We start from the raw sequence: 18,011 nt of genomic DNA, 5'->3' as shown, positions 1-18,011 counted from the left end.
TGACAGGGAAGAAAGGGACTCGCCATGACGGCGCAGTCGGATATTGACGAAGGTCTGATCGAACAGGCCCTGCATTGGCAAACGACGCTGGAAAGCGACGATGCCGATTGGAACGGTTATATGGTCTGGCTGGAGGCCGACCCCCGGCATCGCGACGCCTTTGATGCCGTCGCGCTGGTGGCTGCTACCGTGGATGAGCATAAGGATGCCGTGCGGGCCCTGTCAGAGGCGCATGTCGCGGCGGAAGCGCGGCGCCCGGGGCGCAGGATGTGGCTGTGGGGCAGCAGTGCCGCAGCCGCGCTGGCGCTGGTCGTCGGCATGCCGATGCTGCGTGCGCCCGAAACGGCAATGACCTACGCGTCGGATGCCGAAGCGAGCCGGTCGGTCTCACTGGCGGGAGGGACCGCCATCACATTGTCGCCCGCGAGCCGGATCGTCGTGCACGGCAAGGATGCAAGGCGCATCGAGATGAACAGTGGCGAGGCCTATTTCGCGGTCAAGCACGACCCCTCGCGCAGCCTGACGGTGGAGGTGGGCCATTATCGCATCACCGATATTGGCACGCACTTTTCCGTGAATATTTCCGATGGCGGCTTCCGTGTCGCGGTGTCGGAAGGGGCGGTTGCCGTCTCCTCTGACAGCACGGAGGGGGAGGTCAAAGTGACGGCAGGGCACCAGTTGATGGCACGGCAGGGCGAGGAGCTGGCCCTGTCCCCGGTCGTGGCGGCGGAAATCGGCAGCTGGCGGCAGGGACGGCTTTCTTACAGCAACGCGCCGCTTTCTCTCGTCGCGGCGGATATTTCTCGTTATTCGGGCAAGCGCATTATCGTCGATCCTGCGCTGGAGGCCGGTCATTTTTCGGGTACGCTTGTCATCGGTGACGGGTCGAGGTTGCTCGCCGATCTGGCGGCGGTCATGGATCTTTCGGTCCATGCCGAGCATGCCGGGAACGGCGATACTCTGCGCCTTGGCAGGGCTGGCGGCCGCTGAGGCTCCGGCAGAAGCGCGCGAGGCCAGCTACTATTTCGACCTGCCTGCCGGACCGCTGGCGGCCAGCATAGCCCGATTCTCTCAGATCACCGGCCTGTCGGTGGGGTATCCCGGCGATCTGCCCATGGTGACGGCACGGCGCGTCACAGGAACCCTTTCGGCGGAAAGCGCGCTGCGCAAACTGCTCGACGGTACGCGGCTGCGTGCGGTGAGGGTCGGGGCGAGGCTTTATCGCCTCGAACGCAAGGCAAAGCATGAGGATGTCGCACCGGTCGTCGCGCCGCTGGCCGCCATTGCCGGGGCCGACATCATCGTCACCGGGCAAAAACGCCAGCAGGCTTTGTCCGCCATCCCGCTGTCAGTGTCGGTGCTGTCCGCCATCGACAGCGGCAAGGCGGCACGGTCACTCAGCAGCCGCGACATGAGCCTGGACATGGAAGGCCTGGCCATGACCAATCTGGGGCCGGGTCGTAACCGGCAGTTTATTCGCGGGGTGGCCGACAGTCCCTTCAATGGCCAGAGTCAGTCCACCGTCGCGGTGCAGGTCGATGAAGCGCGCGTCACCTTCAATGCACCCGATCCCGACCTGCGGTTGATCGATGTCGACCGGGTGGAAATATTGAAAGGCCCGCAGGGACCGCTTTACGGATCGGGCGCGCTGGGCGGCATCTATCATGTCGTGACGCGCCGTCCCGATCCGGCGGATAGCGAGGGCTGGGTCAGGCTGTCGGGTTCGGTGGTGGAGCATGGCCGCCCTGGACACGGGGCGGAGGCCATGCTGAACCTGCCGCTGGTGGAGGACCGGCTGGCGATCCGGCTGGTGGGTTATGATTTCGTCGACGGCGGCTGGATTGACAGCACTGGCGTGGGCAGGGACAGCAATTCGACCCATACAGATGGCCTCCGGCTGGCTGTCCAGTGGCATCCCTCCGACCGCTGGACGATCGATGCCGGTTACTGGATGCAGAATATCGATTCTCGCGACAGCCAATATGTGATGGCGGTCGAGCACGACCTTCGTCGCGACAGCCGCATTGCGGAACCGACCGACAATGATTTCAAGATGGCCCATGCCGCGATCACCGGCGCGCTGGGCGGGTTGGAACTGCTCTCCGCCACCAGCTATGTCGAGCAGCGCTTTTCCTCCACGCTCGACGCCAGCGCGTCGGCAGCATTTTTCGGGCTGACGGGCAATGCCCAGTTCGACGATGCGCGCAGCTATTCCGTGCTGAACCACGAATTCCGCCTGTCGGAGGGCAAGCAAAGCCCCTGGGTGGCGGGCATCTCCATCCTGCGGGCGACGACCCGCGATCAGGGGATCATCACCGGCGACGATGGCACACCCCGTACAGTCGAGGATCTGCACCGCGTCGTCAGCGAATATGCGCTGTTCGGGGAAGGAACCGTGAAGCTGGCGCGGCGTCTGGACGCGACATTGGGGCTCAGGCTGTTCTATTCGCTCGCGAAAGACAAGGCGCAGGCGGACAGGGCGGAGGAGGCGCGGCTGCGCAACAGCGGCAAGCTCATCCTTTCGCCCAGCGTCGCTCTTTCCTATGCCCTGGCGGACGACGGCCTGCTCTTCCTGCGTTATGCCCGGGCGATGCGGCCGGGCGGCCTCGCCCCGGCGGGAATGCGGGCGTCGGGCCATTTTGATGCCGATGAACTGGGCACGTTCGATCTGGGATACAGGAAGAGCTTCCGGGACAATCGCCTGTCCGTTTCGACGAGCGCCTATTATACGCTGTGGGACGAGATCCAGTCCGATTATCTGTTGCGCAACGGGCTGGTTTCTACCCGCAATGCAGGAAGCGGGCGGATCGTCGGGCTGGAAGGGACTATCGACTGGCAGATGGGCGCTGGCTTCGCGCTTTCGCTGGGCGGCACGGTGCAGGATGCAAAGCTGGTGCGGTCGGCAACCGGACAGAAGCTGAGCGATCGCCGCTTGCCGGTCGCGCCGGACATCACGGGGCGGGCCGCGCTATCCCGCCATTACCGGATTGGGAACTGGAACGTACAGAGCGCGATCCAGGCCAATTATATCGGTGATGCACGCCTGTCCTTCGATGATGATCTGGACCGCAGCATGGGCGATTATATGGTGATGTCAGCCAGCAATTCGGTGGAGCGGGGACCATGGTCGCTGGCGGTACGGCTCGACAATCTGTTCGATGTGCGGGGCGACAGCTTTGCCTTCGGCAACCCCTTCTCGATCCGTCAAGCGCCGCAATATACGCCGCTTCAACCCCGGACTGTGACGCTTTCCCTCGCGCGGCGGTGGTGACGATGCTAGACCGGCGGCGCAGGGGACAATTATCGAATCATCAGGACGAAATCATTGTCTCTGCATCTCCTCATCGTTGAAGATGACGACGCTCTGGCCGCGCAACTGGCCGAACAATTGCGCCTGTTCGGCCATGAAACCACCCTGGCCGAAGATGGCCGCCGCGCGATCGAACTGGTCGCAAAAAGCCGTTTCGATCTCATCATCCTCGACCGCATCCTGCCGAAAATGGACGGCATCGCGGTCCTCAAAAGTTTGCGTGAGCATCAGATCCTGACGCCGATCATCATGATGACGGCGCTGGGCCAGTCGCGACAGAAGGTCGAGGGGCTGGAGGGGGGCGCCGACGATTATGTGGTGAAGCCGGTCGACCCAGCCGAACTCAATGCCCGGATCAGCGCACTGATGCGGGCGCGCGGCTGGACGGAGCGGGGTTCGGAGGAAACGCTGCGCGCGGGCGACCTGCTGGTCAGCCCGACCAAGCATAGCGCCTGGCGCAACGGCAAGGCGCTCAACCTTCAGAAGATCGAATTCAAGTTGCTGACCGAACTGGTGCGCAATGCCGACACCACCGTGACGCGGGCCATGTTGTTGGAAAGGGTGTGGAATTATGATTTCGAACCTGCGACCAATATCGTGGAGGCCTATATCCGCCGGCTGCGGATCAAGCTCACCGAATTTGGCGATGACGATCCGATCAAGACCATTCGCGGCGTCGGCTATATGTTGAGGGGATGATTTGCATTTGCGATCGCTGCGGGCGCTGACGCTCGCCTTCCTGCTGGTTTTTCTCTGCGCGACGCTGGCGACGGCCTTCGGCATCTATTTCGCGACGCTGCGGACGATCGACCATATGGTGGCGCAGCGCATCGAAAGCGCGAGCCTGCAAGTCGCGCCGCAGGGCGAAAAGCCCCGTATATCCCGCATCGGTCAGCGCATCGGCCTGGCGACACAGGATCGCGATACGGGCGACCTCGGCTTCATCCTCTTCGATCATGGGCGGCAGGTGGCGGGCAATGTCCGCGTTTCCCGCGCCCTGCCGTCGGGATTGTCGCGCGTAGACCGGGCCGACCGGATCACAGGGCTCAGTCGCGGCAAGGTGCTTGTCCGCGATCTGGGTGACGGGCTGCGACTGGCGGTGATTGCGGAGACAGAGCCGTTCGACGATTATAACGCGGCGCGGACGCGCATCTATATTGTCGGCTTTGGTTCCATCATCGCCATTGCACTGACGGCAGCGACTACCTTCGCGCTGATCATTCGCCGCCGGATCGTCGACATGCGGCGGACAGTGGATGCGATTTTCGATGGCGACATGTCCCAGCGAGTGCCGGTCGATGGATCGGGCACCGCCTTCGACCGGCAGGCCGAATCCTTCAACCGGATGCTGGATCGGATCGGCACGCTGATGGAGGAAATGGGGCATGTCACCAATGGCGTCGCGCATGAACTGCGCACGCCGCTTGCCCGGCTGCGCAACCGCCTCAGTCTGCTTGCTCAGGATCCGCGGGCGACCGATGTCCGCGACGGGATAGAGGCGGCGCAGGCGGAGGCGGATCGGCTGCTTGGCCTTTTTGCCGCATTATTGAGGATCGCGGAGGTGGAAAGTGGCGCTCGCCGCGCCAATTTCGCGACGGTCGATCTCACCGCATTGGTGAAGGAAGGCGTCGAGGCGCTGGAGCCGGCGATTGAAGAAACGGGTCACCCGATCACCGTTTCGGTGCTGGAGCGGGTGACTGTCGTCGGGGACGATCAGTTGCTGATGCAGATGGTCGTCAATCTGGTCGAGAATGTGTTGCAGCATACCCCGCCCGGAACCGGGATCAATATCGGGCTTCAGGGGAATGAGACCGGGGCGGTGCTCAGTGTCGCCGATAACGGCCCCGGCATCGCGGCGGAGGATAGGGCAACGGCGCTGGACCGCTTTGGCCGATTGTCGCGCGGCGGGAATGGGGGCGGGCATGGTTTTGGACTGCCACTGGTCGCTTCGATTGCGCGACTGCATGGCGGGACGCTGGAACTGGCGGACGCGAAGCCCGGCCTGCTGGTGCGCGTGTTGCTGCCGCGATGCGGCGCCTGAGTTCGAAGCAAAGGAAATACACAAAAAATATGGCGCGCTGCGTTGAACAGCGCGCCATTTCCATTTGCGATCAGGCCGGGATCAGAAGTTGACCGTGCCTTCGAGACCCCAGGTGCGCGGAGCATTGAAGTTCGCATAGTCGCCCAGCGTCGCGGCATTGGCTGCCGAGCGGCGGTAGATATGCGATTCGTTGAACAGGTTCCGGCTCCACGCCGACACGGTGAAGGTCTGGCCGTGATCGTTCATGCGGATGTCGGCCAGCGCGATGCGGCCGTTCACGATGAAGCTGGAGTCGGTCTTGGTCGCCTCGTTCTGGAAGCTGTACATGCTGTCCGCATAGTTGCCGTCGATGTGGAAGCGCAACTTGGTGTCGCCACCGATCACCGATACCGGTATCACATAGTCGAGATAGCCCGACGCTGCGTTGCGCGGCGTGAACACCACGAACACCTGGGTTAGGGGATTGCCGGCCAGCTGCGGGTTCGGCGTCGCCGGGATATTGGTGTAGGTATAGGCGTAGGATGCGCCGATCGTTAGGCCCTCGACCGGGTTAGCGGTGAAGTCAGCCTCGACGCCCCGGATCTTCGAGGTGCCCGGCGCATTGGCCGTATCTTCGGTGTGAAGGTTGAAGGTCGGGTTCGGCTGGCCGTTCGCCAGGGTCGGGCTGGTGTCGACATGGTCGAAGTCGATCTGCGTGCCCGTGCGGTCCATGATGTAGCCGGCTACGTTCAGGCGGACCTTGTTGTCCAGCATGTCCATCTTGGCGCCGACTTCATAGGACTTGACCTTTTCCGGGCCGAAGGCGCCGAAGTTGGACGAACGGTCGTTGGCGCCACCGGCGCGATAGCCGGTCGAATATTTGGCGTAGACGTGGACATCCTTGGACACGTCGAAGGCCAGCGTGGCCATTGGGTCGAAGCGATCATTGTCGAAGGAGAAGGTCCAGGGAGTCGCCACGCCCGATACCATGGTCAGCGCGCCGTTGCGCTTGTCCTTGGTGTAGCGGCCGCCCACCGTCAGGTGCAGCATGTCCATGCCGGCCGGGGTCCAGGTTGCCTGGGCAAAAGCGGCATAGCTGTGCGCTGTTGCATGGCTGTCACGCTGAATGAAGCGCGAGCCATAGGCCCAGCCCTGATTGCCCGATGAGATGGTGCCGAAAACGAGCGGGTTGTTGATGGTATAGCCAGTACCGTCGGCGTTCCACTTGTTGGAGGACGGCGTCGCCGCCGATTCCCGCGCATTTTCCTGGAAGTAATAGAGGCCGACGACATAGTCGAGATTGGGCAGGCTGCCCACGGCCTGGAACTCCTGGCTGAACTGATGCTGGGTCAAGTCGGACAGGCTGTAGCGGCTGAAGTTCGCGTTGGGAGCGAACACAGTGCGATGTGCGCCGCCCGAATTGTCCCACTGTGCGGTGGTTACGCCGCGCCATGCGGTGATCGAGCGCAGCTGAAGGTTGGACGTTACGTCATATTTGATGGTCGAAGAAACGCCATGAGTCTTGTCGACGCTCAATTGCTGCGGCACGCCGATGTCGGCAGTGCTCATGCGCTTATCGCCGCTGACGACGACGAGCGGCGAGAGCGGGTTAATGCACTTCGCAGCAGCGCAGCTAAGCACACCGTTCGACAGCGTGGCGACCGGCAGGTTGTTCGGGTTGTAGTTGACAAGCTGGCTGTAGAAGGGCGTATTTTCGTCCTTCGCCTGGTCATAGGCGACCTCGACCGACAGGCCATCGACCGGCTTCCAGAGGGCCGAGGTACGGCCGCCGTAGCGGTTGTAATAGTTCCAGCCATAATTGCCGGGCAGCGGGTTCTTGACCGTCGCGTCCTGGTGCTGGACGACGCCGTCGAACTTGAGCGCGATATTATAGAAGGCGGGCAGGTTCAGGTGAATTTCGCTGTTGTAGCTGCCGTAGTTGCCGACACCGCCAGTGAAGCGGCCGCCGAATTCGCCGGTGGGCGCCTTGGTGACGATGCTGAGTGCGCCGCCTTCGGTGTTACGGCCGAACAGCGTGCCCTGCGGGCCACGCAGCACTTCGATGCGCTCGACGTCGAACAGCGCCGCGTTCAGGCCCTGCGAACGGCCGAGATAGACGCCGTCGACATAGACGCCGACGCCCGTGTCGCGGGCAGTCTGGTTCTGGTCGAAGGGCACGATGCCGCGAATGCCGACGGTCAGCGCCGACTGACGGGCTTCGAACGTGGCAACGCGCAGCGAGGGCACGGCGCCGTCGGCAAAGTCCATCAGGCTCTGGATATGGCGATCCTTGAGGACCGCAGTATCGACCACGGAAATGGCGATCGGCGTTTCCTGAAGGCTGGTTTCGCGCTTCGTGGCGGTGACGACGATGGTGCCCAGGCCCGCATCTTCAGCAGCGGCGGTTGTGGCTTCGGCAGGCTGTTGATCGGTAGCGGCAAGGGCCAGGGCGGGCGCGGAAACCGACGCCAGCAGCAGGCCGCCGAGCGACATGCGCAGCAGGCTGGAGGAAGAGCGAATCATGACAGTACCCCTTTTTAAATCCATCGAGTGGATGCTTTGCGGGGCGGCCACTAGAACTGCATCGCAACATTTTTGTGACAATGATTGTCACAATTGCAATATAATTCCTGTCATTTTCGGTTCATTTTTCAAAAAATATAATGTAAATGGAAAATATTGAATATTTATACAAATAAATATAAATAAAAATAACAAAATAATATAATAATATTAGCGATATAAGACTAATATAAAATGATAATAACTGATATTATGTGATCGATCATGTAGATCGTCCTATATCGAATATTCCTGAATAGCCTATATGATCCGACAACATCACACCGCTTCTGTCATGCCCGAAGGGAACCGTGATCCCATGCAGCGTCATGCCCATGGTCCGGCCCGGCGCGAAAAATTCCCAGTCACGTCCGCGCTGGCGGGAGGAAAGCCCATCCGCCGTCAAAGCGATACCGCTGGCCTGCGCTGCATCATAGGCATTGTCGACCCTTGCCCCCGGCGCCCAGTTGCGCGTCGCCTGTTCGATCAGATCTGCCCGCCGCTGGGGCGTCTGCCCTGCATTGAAATCACCCGCCACGATGAGCGCATTGCGCGGATCGTGATTGTTTCGGATGAACGCACCCAGATCGACCAATTCCGCTGTAAAGGCATGGTTGGACCGTTCATCTGCCACACGGGAAGCACGCCGGCTGTTGAGATGGGTGGTCACGACATCCACCGGATCGGCCTGACCGGGCAGCCGGATGCGGGCAAGCAGCGCGCCCTTGTTCGCCAGACAATCGAACCCCGCGCAGGCAAAGGCGGGGAAAACCATCCGGCGCACATCGACGATTGGATAATCGGACAGTATCTGTAAGCCACTGCCGACATATTTCCCGACACCTTCGCCATGGAGCCATGAATCCTGCTCTGCGAAGCGCAGATCGGCGGAACTCGGGCGCAGTCCGCTGCTTGCATCCTGATCGGCGCCGTTGGCGATATAGCGATATCCTGCCGCACGGCCCATGGCCTGCGCTTCGCTGGTAAAGGCTTCCTGCAAGAGGACGACATGCGGGTTGCGCCCCTGCGTGCGCAGGGACCGAAGGGTTGCCGCCATGCGGTCGAAATCGGCGGGCCGTCCCCATGCGACCGGCCATGGCACGCCATGAATATTATAGGTCATCACGGAAAGCTGGCCGGAAAAGGGCGCGGGTGCGGCGGGCGGAGTCAGGCTGCGCGGATGGAGGGAGGGCGCGGCGGTGACCAGTGCAGCGAGTGCGGTCACCTGCAGGATTCGTCTGAAAAAACGCAATGTCCTTCTCCTACCGCAATGGGCGGAGGACGGCAGGGAAAGGGCGCCGCCGCAGTCATCGCAAAGATGAAAAAGAGTTCATGATCCTGTTCGACTGCGGTTGCCGTCCGGGATGTCGTCCTGAAGTCAGGAGCGAAATTCCACGCATGAACAAAACTGTCATCATCAAGTCATCGGCAGCACGCATAGGGGCGCTCGTAAATGGGTATGCTTCAGTCTGTGGGGGGCAGTCGTGAAGAAACTTCTTCTGTCGATTCATGATGTTGGTCCGCGCTTCGAAGCCGAAGTCGACCTGCTGCTGGACCGGCTGACCCGGCATGTTCCGGTCGATCGGCTGGCGATGCTGGTTGTACCGGACCATTGGGGTGCCCATCCGCTGCGGCCTGAAAGCGCCTTTGCGGGGCGGCTGCGGGGTTGGTCGGACGCGGGGGTCAGCATCTTCGCCCATGGCTGGTTCCACCGCGACATGACGACGCATCAGGGCGCGGCGGCGCGTTTCAAGGCGCGCCACATGACGGCGGGGGAGGGTGAGTTTCTTGGCCTCGACAGGGCCACGGCCGAGCGGCGTATGACCGACGCACGCGACCTGATCCAGTCCATCATCGGGCGTCCGGTGGCGGGGTTTGTCGCCCCCGCCTGGCTGTACGGTCCCCCGGCGCTGGAGGCTCTGGCCGAAACCGGCTTCGCGCTGGCGGAAGATCATATGAAGGTGTGGCAACCAGCGACGGGCCGGGTGCTGGCGCGTGGACCGGTGCTGACCTGGGCCAGCCGTAGCCGGGCGCGCATCGCTTCCTCGTTGCTGGCGGCCCGCCTGCTGCCGCCATTGCTGCGTCATACCGCAGTGGCGCGGGTCGCCGTCCATCCGGGCGACGCGCATGTACCCCGCCTGCTGGCGAGCATCGACCGGGCCCTGCACCGCCTGACGCGGACACATGAGGCCGGTCGCTATGGCGATCTGCTGACGGGCTGAATCATGCGCATCCTGACCTTCCTCCACAGCTTCGAACCCGGCGGGGTCGAGCGCGTTGCGTTGCGGCTGGTGCGTCACTGGCGCGAACAGGGTGTCGACGCGCCGCTGTTCATGGGACGCAGCGACGGCGCGATGCAGCGGGAACTGGGTGAGGGGCTCGACCCCTATATGCCGCTCCGCCCGCGCTTTTCGATCGCTTGGTGCGAAACGCTCTGGATGATCGCGACACTACCCGCTGCGATCCGGCGCCTGCGGCCAGATGTGCTGTTCTGTGCGGGCAACAGCTATGCTGTCGTTGCGGTGGCGATGAAACTGTTGCTCGGCCGCGCTTGCCCGCCCATCCTGGCGAAGATCAGCAATGATCTGGAACGGCGCGACATGCCCGGCCCAGGACGGATAGCCTATCGCCTCTGGCTGAGGATTCAGGGGCGTTTCATCGACCATTTCGTCGCCATGGCGCCGGGACTGGAGGCAGAGATCGCGACATTGATCCGCCCCCGCCACCCGGCGATCAGCATCATTCCCGATCCCGCGCTGTCGTTGGCGCAGATCGACCGGCTCCGTTCGCGGACCCTGCCCGAAACCACGGGAGAGGGCCGCCGCTTCGTTGCCATCGGCCGACTGGTACGGCAAAAGAATTTCGCCTTGATGCTGGAGGCCTTTGCTCTGGGCGCCGGCCCGCAGGATCGGCTGACCCTCTACGGGGATGGTCCTGATCGAGTGAGGCTGGAGAAACTGGCCGATGGGCTGGGTATTGCCGGGCGCATCCATTTCGCAGGTCATGTGCCCGATCCCGCATCCCTTATTGGCCGAAACGATATCTTCCTGCTTTCTTCCGACTATGAAGGCGTTCCTGCCGTCATTCTGGAGGTGCTGGCCACCGGGCGACCGATCATCGCGACGCGATGCAGCGCGGCAATGGGCGCCTTGTTGGGCGACGGTGCGCTGGGCCGACTGATCCCGCCCGGCGACGTCACGGCCTTTGCCCGCGCCATCGCCGTTGCCGACCGGATCGTTCAGGACGAAGCGGCCAGCCTCGCTCAGGCCCGGCGCTTCACGCTGGAGACTGCGGCTCCCTCCTATCTCACCAGTTTTGCCGTCTCGGCGTGCCTTGGCAGTTCCAGCGAAAAATCCCGCCGGGACCGACTGAGGCGCCCGGCCAGCGGCAACGTCACCTCTTCCAGACAATGAAAATGAGCATCCTATGACCGGCGAATCCTCAACCGGCCTTTTAAGCCCAACGGTCGCAAAGCTGGACGGCGCGCTTGATCCCAAGCCGTTGATCCAGTCGGGCCGCAACTGGACCCGATGGGCCGGGCCGCTTGTGTCCGTTCTGATTCTCGTGGTGGCCCTCCACCAGTTCCGCGATATCGATCCAAGCCGTCTTTGGGCGCTCATGCCGGTGTCCTTCGCCTTCTGGATCGCCTTTGCGCTCTATTATCTGGCTGGGCCGATTTCCGAATGGGTGATTTTCCGACGGCTCTGGGCAATTCCGGCGGAGGGCTTTGTTGCGCTGCTGCGCAAGCTGGTCAGCAACGAAATCCTGCTCGGCTATCTGGGCGAGGTCTATTTCTATGCCTGGGCACGGCGCAACGCCAGCATCACGACCGCTCCCTTCGGCGCGATCAAGGATGTGACCATCCTGTCGGCGCTGGTCGGCAATGGCGTGACGCTGTTGATGGTGGCGCTCGCTCTGCCGCTGCTGGGCGCGGTCGATGCGGGGTTGAACCGTTGGGAGGTCGGCGGATCGATCCTGTTCGTGCTGGCGTCGTCGCTGGTGGCGATGCTGCTACGGCGGCGGCTGTTCACCCTGCCGCGCGGGGATTTGTGGATGGTTTCGGGCATCCACCTCCTGCGCATTGTGGCAACGACCGTGCTGGCCGCGGTGATGTGGCATTTGCTGCTGCCGGACATCGCGATCAGCTGGTGGATATTGCTCGGCACGCTGCGCCAGCTCATCTCGCGCCTGCCGCTGCTGCCCAACAAGGATGTGGTGTTTGCCAGCATGGCCGCCTTCCTGATCGGACGCGACAGCGAGATCGTGTCGGCCATGGCGCTGATGGCGTCGCTGATCCTCGCTGCGCATCTGCTGGTCGGCATGGTGCTGGGCGTGACCGAACTGCTGCGCGAAAGCCGCGCCCAATGATCGCCGCGTTCCTTATCGCAGGGGCGGCAATCCCGTCCACGCCCGATCTCGGCAAGGCTGAAGGGCAATGCCGGGCCAATGAAAACGGTCCGGCCTTTCTGGTAGAGGTACTGGGCCTCAAGGATCGCGCCGGGCGGCTGAAGCTGGAGCTGTATCCGGCCAATGACGAGGATTTTCTGGCCGACGACAATATCCTGGTTGGGGCAGGCAAGACCTTCCGCCGGGTGGAGGAAGCAACGCCTGCCTCCGGCCCGGTACAGCTATGCATCCGCGCGCCGGGGCCCGGCACCTATGCGCTCAGCCTGATGCATGACCGGGACAGCAATCGCCGTTTCTCGCTGTCGATCGACGGCATCGGTTTTCCGGGCAATCCCAAGCTCGGCTGGTCCAAGCCCCATGCCGCTGCCGCCAAGGCGACGGTCGGATCGGGACCGACCCGGATCGCCATCAAAATGAACTATCGCCGGGGGCTCTTTTCCTTCGGCCCGCTGGAGAAATGACGCAATGCGCATCGTCGATGTCTGCGCCTTTTACGCGCCACGCGGCGGCGGGGTGAAAACCTATGTCGAACGTAAGCTCCAGGCCGGAGCGCAGGCGGGGCATGAGATCATCATCCTCGCCCCGTCGGACGATGACCGCGTGGTCGAGGCACAGGGGGGTGGGCGCATCGTCATGCTGCCCGCGCGCCGCTTTCCGCTGGACCGGCGCTATTCCTATTTTGACGACGAACAATCACTGCACGCCATGCTCGATCAGTTGCAGCCCGATCTGGTCGAGGCTTCCTCGCCCTGGGCCAGCGCCGGGATGGTGGCGCGCTGGCAGGGCCATGCGCCTCGCGCGCTCATCATGCATGCCGATCCGCTGTCGGCCTACGCCTATCGCTGGTTCGGATCGGTGCTGAGCCGCGCTACCATTGACCGGGGCTTCGACTGGTTCTGGCGCCATTTGCGGCGGCTGGACCAGAGCTTCGATCTGGTGGTGAGCGCCAGCGACAGCCTGTCGCAGCGCCTGTCCGCCGGACGGCTGGAGCGGGTCGCGACCCTGCCCATGGGGGTGGAACCGGGCTATTTCTCACCGCGCCATCGCAATGAGGCATTGCGCGCCCGCCTGCTGGAGCGCTGCGGCTTGGGTCCCGACGCGACGTTGCTGCTCGGCGTGGGGCGACATGCGCCCGAAAAGCGCTGGCCGCAGGTGATCGAGGCGGTGACATCGGCGGGTTATGCCAATCCGGTCGGCCTGGTGCTGGTGGGCGATGGCCGCGACCGGACGCGGGTGCGCCGCGCTGCCGCGAACAATCCGCATATCCAGCTGCTCGCGCCAATGCATGACCGGGCGATGCTGGCGGAGATGCTGGCGAGCGCCGATGCGCTGGTTCACGGTTGCGAGGCCGAAACCTTCTGCATGGTCGCGGCGGAAGCGCGGGCCAGCGGCATTCCGATCATCGTTCCCGATGAAGGCGGCGCATCGGATCAGGCGGCGCATGGCGTTGGCCTGCGCTACCGGGCGGCGCAGACGGACAGCATGGCAACGGTCATCACGGATTTCCTGAATGGCGATCCCCAGGCACAGCGCCGTCGCGCGCGGGCGATGGCGGAATCCGTCATGACCATGGACGATCATTTCGCCCAGCTCTTCGCCGTGTATCGGGAACTGGAAGGGAGGCGTCGCCATGTTGCTTAGACGGCGCCCATTCATTCGATCCGTACCCATATTGACGACACGCGAACGGGCAGTTTCCATTCACGCCGACAATGATCGAGACGCAGCGGAGGAGCATCATTGCGGCCTCCGTCATGTCCATAGCTGCGGTAATTGGTCGATCATGGCCGCCATCATGTGGTGGGCGTTGCGAACCCCGAAATAACGGCTTTCAGGCAGGCTGATCGCCGGATTTCATCAAGGCCTTGCGCGTGGCCGCCATGATTTCGTCCGATAGGATGGGGTCGGCTACCCCGCGAGCGAGGATCATGGCCCCGACCATCTGCGCCATGCGGGCAAGGGCATCCTCGCGTGATAAATCCGGCGACGATGTTTCAATGATATCGGTCAGATCATTGAAACCCTTGCGAAAAGCCGCCGCCAGCTCGCCGCCCTGCCGGGCCGCATCCGGCCCCAGCGCAAGCAGCGCGCAGCCCCTCTCCGGCGCATCGCGGTTGCGCGCGCTGAGATAATCGGCGGCTATGGCCGATGCGGCGTCATCCGGCCCGGACTTATCCGCCAGGGCGCGCCAGCGCGTCACGCCGTTCGCCAACGATCGGGCGCAGGCTTCCGCGGCGAGCGCCTGTTTCGAGGTGAACTGATTGTAGAATCCGCCGTGGGTCAGGCCGCATTCGCGCATCACCTCGTTGATGCCCACGCCTTCCACGCCGCGCGCGCGGAACAGGCGTGACGCGGCCTCGACCACCTTGTCCCGGTTGCGGGCTGCCTGTTCCCGGCTGACCTTCATGCCCACTTCGCTCCGATTGGCCTCTTGACCTTATATATGACGTCTATCATTTAACGCCAGTCTGATTTTTGCCGCGAAATGGGGACTCGCATGCTTTCCGCCGTCCTGGCCCGCTTTCTGGCGGCGCGCCATGTTCATTATGGATGGGTGGTATTGTTCGCCACCTTCCTGACCATGTTGGTGGTCGCGGGCGCCGTGGGCGCGCCGGGCGTGTTCATCGTGCCGCTGCAAAAGGAATTCGGCTGGAGTGCAGCGGATATTTCGGGCGCGCTTGCGATCCGTTTTCTGTTGTTCGGCGGCATGGGGCCCTTTGCCGCTGCCTTCATGAACCGCTTCGGCGTAAGGCGGATGATGCTGATTTCGCTATGCATCGTCATCTCCGGCCTGCTGCTTTCGCTGGGCATGAACCAGTTGTGGCAGCTTGTCTGGCTGTGGGGCGTGGTGATTGGCATCGGCACTGGCCTGACCGCCGTGGTACTTGGGGCGACGGTGGCGACGCGCTGGTTCACGGAACGGCGCGGGCTGGTCATGGGGCTGCTATCGGCCAGCACCGCGACCGGGCAACTGGCTTTCCTGCCGCTGCTCGCCAGCCTGACGGAGCATTTCGGCTGGCGCGCGGCGATGTTGCTGGTGTGCGGCGCGATCCTGCTGGCGGCGGCGGTCGCATTGTTGTTGATGCGCGACCGGCCCTCCGATCTCGACCTGCTGCCCTATGGCGAGAGTGAGGTCCATCCAGCCACGCCTCAGCCCGCCAGCCTGGGTGCGCTGCTGATGACGCCTTTGCGTATCCTGGCCGAAGCATCGCGCGTGCCAAGCTTCTGGATTCTCTTCTTCTCCTTCTACATCTGCGGAGCCAGCACCAACGGCCTTGTCCAGACCCATTTCATCTCGCTCTGCGGTGATTATGGGTTGGCGGCCGTGGGCGCGGCGTCGATGCTGGCGATGATGGGGCTGTTCGATTTTGCGGGTACGCTCGGATCGGGCTGGCTGTCGGATCGGTTCGACAATCGCTGGCTCCTGTTCTGGTATTATGCGCTCCGCGGGCTTTCGCTGCTCTATCTGCCGTTCAGCGATTTCTCGCTCTACAGCCTGTCGATCTTCGCCATATTCTACGGGCTCGACTGGGTGGCGACCGTGCCGCCGACCGTCAAGCTGACGGCGCGGCGCTTCGGGTCAGAGCGAGCAAATGTGGTCTTCGGCTGGATCTTCGCCGGACATCAGCTCGGCGCGGCGAGCGCCGCGCTGGCGGGCGGGCTTTCCCGCACGGTCTGGCAAAGCTATATGCCCGCTTTTGTTGCGGCGGGCCTGTTGTGCCTGATTGGCGCGGCATTGGTGTTGTTGATCGATCGCGGGCGAAGCCGGTCCTTCGCCCTCGCCTGACGGGTTGAGGAAGGGAAGCATGCTGCAAGGAAAAACCGCCCTCATCACCGGCGCGACGCGCGGTCTGGGTTATGAGATCGCGCGCGGTCTGGCGGGGGCGGGCGCGCATGTCCTGCTTCATGCCCGCAGCCCGGAACCGCTCGCTGCGATAGCCGCCGACATTGCTGCTTCGGGCGGAACGAGCAAACCGTTGATCTTCGACCTGGAGGACGAACAGGCCCTCAAAGCGGCGCTGGGCCAATGCGGCCCCATCGATATATTGGTCAATAATGCGGGCCATCGCGATCGCCGGCCGATCGAGCAACTGGATCGGCCCGCGGTGCGGCGGATGCTGGAGGTCAATCTGGTCGCTCCGTTCGACCTGGCCCGGGGAGTCTCTCCTGCCATGAAGGCAGGCGGGCGCATCATCAACATCACCTCCATCGCGGGTCAGATCGCGCGTTCCGGTGATGCCGCCTATACCATGTCGAAGGGCGGCCTCGATGCGCTTACCCGTGCACTGGCGGCGGAGCTGGGTGGGCGAGGCATCACCGTCAACGCCGTTGCGCCCGGTTTCTTTGCTACCGACGCCAATGCGGAAATGATCGCCGATCCTTCCATAGCGGAACATCTTGACCGGCGGACGTCGCTGGGCCGCTGGGGCCGGCCGGAGGAGATTGTTGGTCCGGTCCTGTTCCTGGCCTCGGACGCGGCTTCCTATGTCACCGGGCAGGTCCTTGCGGTGGATGGCGGCTACACCGCCCATTTCTAAAATTTTCCGCCGATTTCCGATGCCGTGCCCGAACGACAATCTCTTTGCTTATCCGAATACTTCCATTGATCCGATCAGCGCGCGGTTGTGCTTGTGCCTTGCCGACAACCGCCAGCGTCCATCGATGCGGAGCCAGACGTCATGATAATCGCCCAGCGAACGGAAATTGGGTTCTGACGCATCGCCCTGTCCCAAATGCATGTCGCTGACATAACAGCGACTCCTTGCCCGGTCGCCCTCAGCCTCGACGATCAGGTTGCCGAGCAGATGCTGAGATGTCCCGCAAGCGTCCAGATAACGGCGGATGGTGGCGATGATGGCATCGCTGCCTTCCAGTGTGCCTGTGCCCAATTCGGCTGTCGCATCCTCGGTGAGGATGGCTTCCAGCGTCGGCCAGTCGCGATCGTCCATGGCACGGGCAAAACGTGTCAGTTCCTGGCCGATCTCATAATGGGCCTGCATGGCCTCGATATTCATCCTGCTCCTCCCGGCTCTTTATTGTTTCCGTCATCCATGTTCGGCGCGTAACCGGTCAGGGCTCAAGCTCCTGTCATCAAGGCCGGTTCGCATTTTTGCATGATGTCCTAGTGTGGTGGATTTGAAATACGCCTCATGATAGCGGCCAGGTGGGGAGCGTATTTCAAATCCATAAACCACACTAGAAACATATATTTGCTAGTGACCCTGATGAATCTGAAGTTCGTTCAGCGCCTGCCCAATAGTGTGACGAACTTCAGATTCGGGTCACTAGGCACGGCGCCATTCGATGCTGACCAGATCCGTGCCGGTCTCCGCCTCCAGAAACAGCCGGTCATCCTCGAAGCGGAAATGGCGGGGTTGTTGCGATCCGATCCAGTCCGGATACCATGCGCCGTCGACATGATGCGTGACGATCCCCGCCGCTGCATCAATGGCGTAAGTGCCGAAATAGCCGCTATAGGCGCGTATAGCACGGCCAAGAACCGCATCGTCCACATCATAGATGTTGAGCGCGCCCAGCGGTGGGCGGTTCGCCATCATCAGGTGGCAGCTCATATGGCCGTCGGCGCTGTACATGATCTGCCCGATGGCGTCGCGGCCAAAGGGGAACTCGACGGTCCCATCGGCGCGATGCGTTGTCCAGAGCACCAGTTGCCAGGCGCCGACGAACCTGTCCCGATCGTCCATGCTCTTT

16 protein-coding genes are annotated in these 18,011 nt (G+C 62.8%); 11 read left to right on the top strand and 5 right to left on the bottom strand.

Annotation, left to right across the window (positions count from 1 at the left end):
* Positions 1-24: 24 nt before the first annotated feature.
* Genes HUK73_RS25950 through HUK73_RS25935 form a run of 4 tightly spaced genes read left to right on the top strand, consistent with a single transcriptional unit; the run spans position 25 to position 5,351 of the window.
* Positions 25-990, top strand: a complete 966-nt coding sequence (locus tag HUK73_RS25950) for a FecR domain-containing protein (RefSeq protein ID WP_176594597.1) — start codon at positions 25-27, stop codon at positions 988-990.
* A complete protein-coding gene (locus HUK73_RS25945) occupies positions 932-3,271 on the top strand; it encodes a TonB-dependent receptor (RefSeq protein ID WP_176594596.1) in 2,340 nt (779 codons plus the stop codon). Before HUK73_RS25950 ends, HUK73_RS25945 begins: the two co-directional genes overlap by 59 nt.
* A 54-nt stretch (positions 3,272-3,325) precedes the next feature.
* Complete coding sequence (locus HUK73_RS25940) at positions 3,326-4,009, top strand: response regulator transcription factor (protein ID WP_255326555.1); 684 nt, start codon at positions 3,326-3,328, stop codon at positions 4,007-4,009.
* A gap of 1 nt (position 4,010) precedes the next feature.
* The gene (locus HUK73_RS25935; RefSeq protein WP_176594595.1) at positions 4,011-5,351 is read left to right on the top strand and encodes a HAMP domain-containing sensor histidine kinase; all 1,341 of its coding nucleotides are present in this window, start codon (positions 4,011-4,013) and stop codon (positions 5,349-5,351) included.
* Positions 5,352-5,432: 81 nt separating this feature from the next.
* On the opposite strand, the gene HUK73_RS25930 is transcribed toward HUK73_RS25935, so the two are convergent.
* Positions 5,433-7,853, bottom strand: a complete 2,421-nt coding sequence (locus HUK73_RS25930) for a TonB-dependent receptor (protein WP_255326554.1) — start codon at positions 7,851-7,853, stop codon at positions 5,433-5,435.
* Between the two features lie 262 nt (positions 7,854-8,115).
* Complete coding sequence (locus HUK73_RS25925; RefSeq protein ID WP_176594594.1) at positions 8,116-9,144, bottom strand: endonuclease/exonuclease/phosphatase family protein; 1,029 nt, start codon at positions 9,142-9,144, stop codon at positions 8,116-8,118.
* Positions 9,145-9,376: 232 nt separating this feature from the next.
* Between HUK73_RS25925 and HUK73_RS25920 the strand changes: the two genes are divergently transcribed.
* Genes HUK73_RS25920 through HUK73_RS25900 form a run of 5 tightly spaced genes read left to right on the top strand, consistent with a single transcriptional unit; the run spans position 9,377 to position 13,940 of the window.
* Positions 9,377-10,114 carry a polysaccharide deacetylase family protein gene (locus tag HUK73_RS25920; RefSeq protein WP_176594593.1) on the top strand — a complete coding sequence of 246 codons (738 nt, stop codon included), beginning with the start codon at positions 9,377-9,379 and terminating at the stop codon, positions 10,112-10,114.
* Positions 10,115-10,117: 3 nt separating this feature from the next.
* Positions 10,118-11,305 (top strand): glycosyltransferase, encoded by a 1,188-nt coding sequence (locus HUK73_RS25915; protein WP_255326553.1) that lies wholly within the window; start codon positions 10,118-10,120, stop codon positions 11,303-11,305.
* A gap of 13 nt (positions 11,306-11,318) precedes the next feature.
* Positions 11,319-12,260, top strand: a complete 942-nt coding sequence (locus tag HUK73_RS25910; protein ID WP_176594592.1) for a hypothetical protein — start codon at positions 11,319-11,321, stop codon at positions 12,258-12,260.
* The gene (locus tag HUK73_RS25905) at positions 12,257-12,760 is read left to right on the top strand and encodes a DUF2141 domain-containing protein (RefSeq protein ID WP_176594591.1); all 504 of its coding nucleotides are present in this window, start codon (positions 12,257-12,259) and stop codon (positions 12,758-12,760) included. The genes HUK73_RS25910 and HUK73_RS25905 overlap by 4 nt, the downstream gene beginning before the upstream one ends.
* A gap of 4 nt (positions 12,761-12,764) precedes the next feature.
* Positions 12,765-13,940 (top strand): glycosyltransferase, encoded by a 1,176-nt coding sequence (locus HUK73_RS25900; RefSeq protein ID WP_176594590.1) that lies wholly within the window; start codon positions 12,765-12,767, stop codon positions 13,938-13,940.
* Positions 13,941-14,130: 190 nt separating this feature from the next.
* On the opposite strand, the gene HUK73_RS25895 is transcribed toward HUK73_RS25900, so the two are convergent.
* The gene (locus HUK73_RS25895; RefSeq protein WP_176594589.1) at positions 14,131-14,706 is read right to left on the bottom strand and encodes a TetR/AcrR family transcriptional regulator; all 576 of its coding nucleotides are present in this window, start codon (positions 14,704-14,706) and stop codon (positions 14,131-14,133) included.
* Positions 14,707-14,796: 90 nt separating this feature from the next.
* Here HUK73_RS25895 and HUK73_RS25890 point away from each other — a divergent pair, with 90 nt between their 5' ends.
* Together HUK73_RS25890 and HUK73_RS25885 are read left to right on the top strand one after the other, a co-directional pair.
* Complete coding sequence (locus HUK73_RS25890) at positions 14,797-16,086, top strand: MFS transporter (RefSeq protein WP_176594588.1); 1,290 nt, start codon at positions 14,797-14,799, stop codon at positions 16,084-16,086.
* A gap of 19 nt (positions 16,087-16,105) precedes the next feature.
* Positions 16,106-16,837, top strand: a complete 732-nt coding sequence (locus HUK73_RS25885; protein WP_176594587.1) for an SDR family oxidoreductase — start codon at positions 16,106-16,108, stop codon at positions 16,835-16,837.
* 48 nt (positions 16,838-16,885) lie between these two features.
* Here HUK73_RS25885 and HUK73_RS25880 read toward each other — a convergent pair whose 3' ends face one another.
* Both HUK73_RS25880 and HUK73_RS25875 read right to left on the bottom strand, forming a co-directional pair.
* A complete protein-coding gene (locus tag HUK73_RS25880; RefSeq protein ID WP_176594586.1) occupies positions 16,886-17,314 on the bottom strand; it encodes a nuclear transport factor 2 family protein in 429 nt (142 codons plus the stop codon).
* 270 nt (positions 17,315-17,584) lie between these two features.
* On the bottom strand, positions 17,585-18,004 hold the full coding sequence (locus tag HUK73_RS25875) for a lipocalin-like domain-containing protein (protein ID WP_176594585.1): 420 nt from the start codon (positions 18,002-18,004) through the stop codon (positions 17,585-17,587).
* Positions 18,005-18,011: the final 7 nt, after the last annotated feature.

The sequence above is a fragment of the Sphingobium sp. EM0848 genome (assembly GCF_013375555.1).
Lineage (GTDB): Bacteria > Pseudomonadota > Alphaproteobacteria > Sphingomonadales > Sphingomonadaceae > Sphingobium.
Note: the sequence above shows the minus strand (reverse complement) of the source record. Positions and strands in the feature narration are given on the sequence as shown.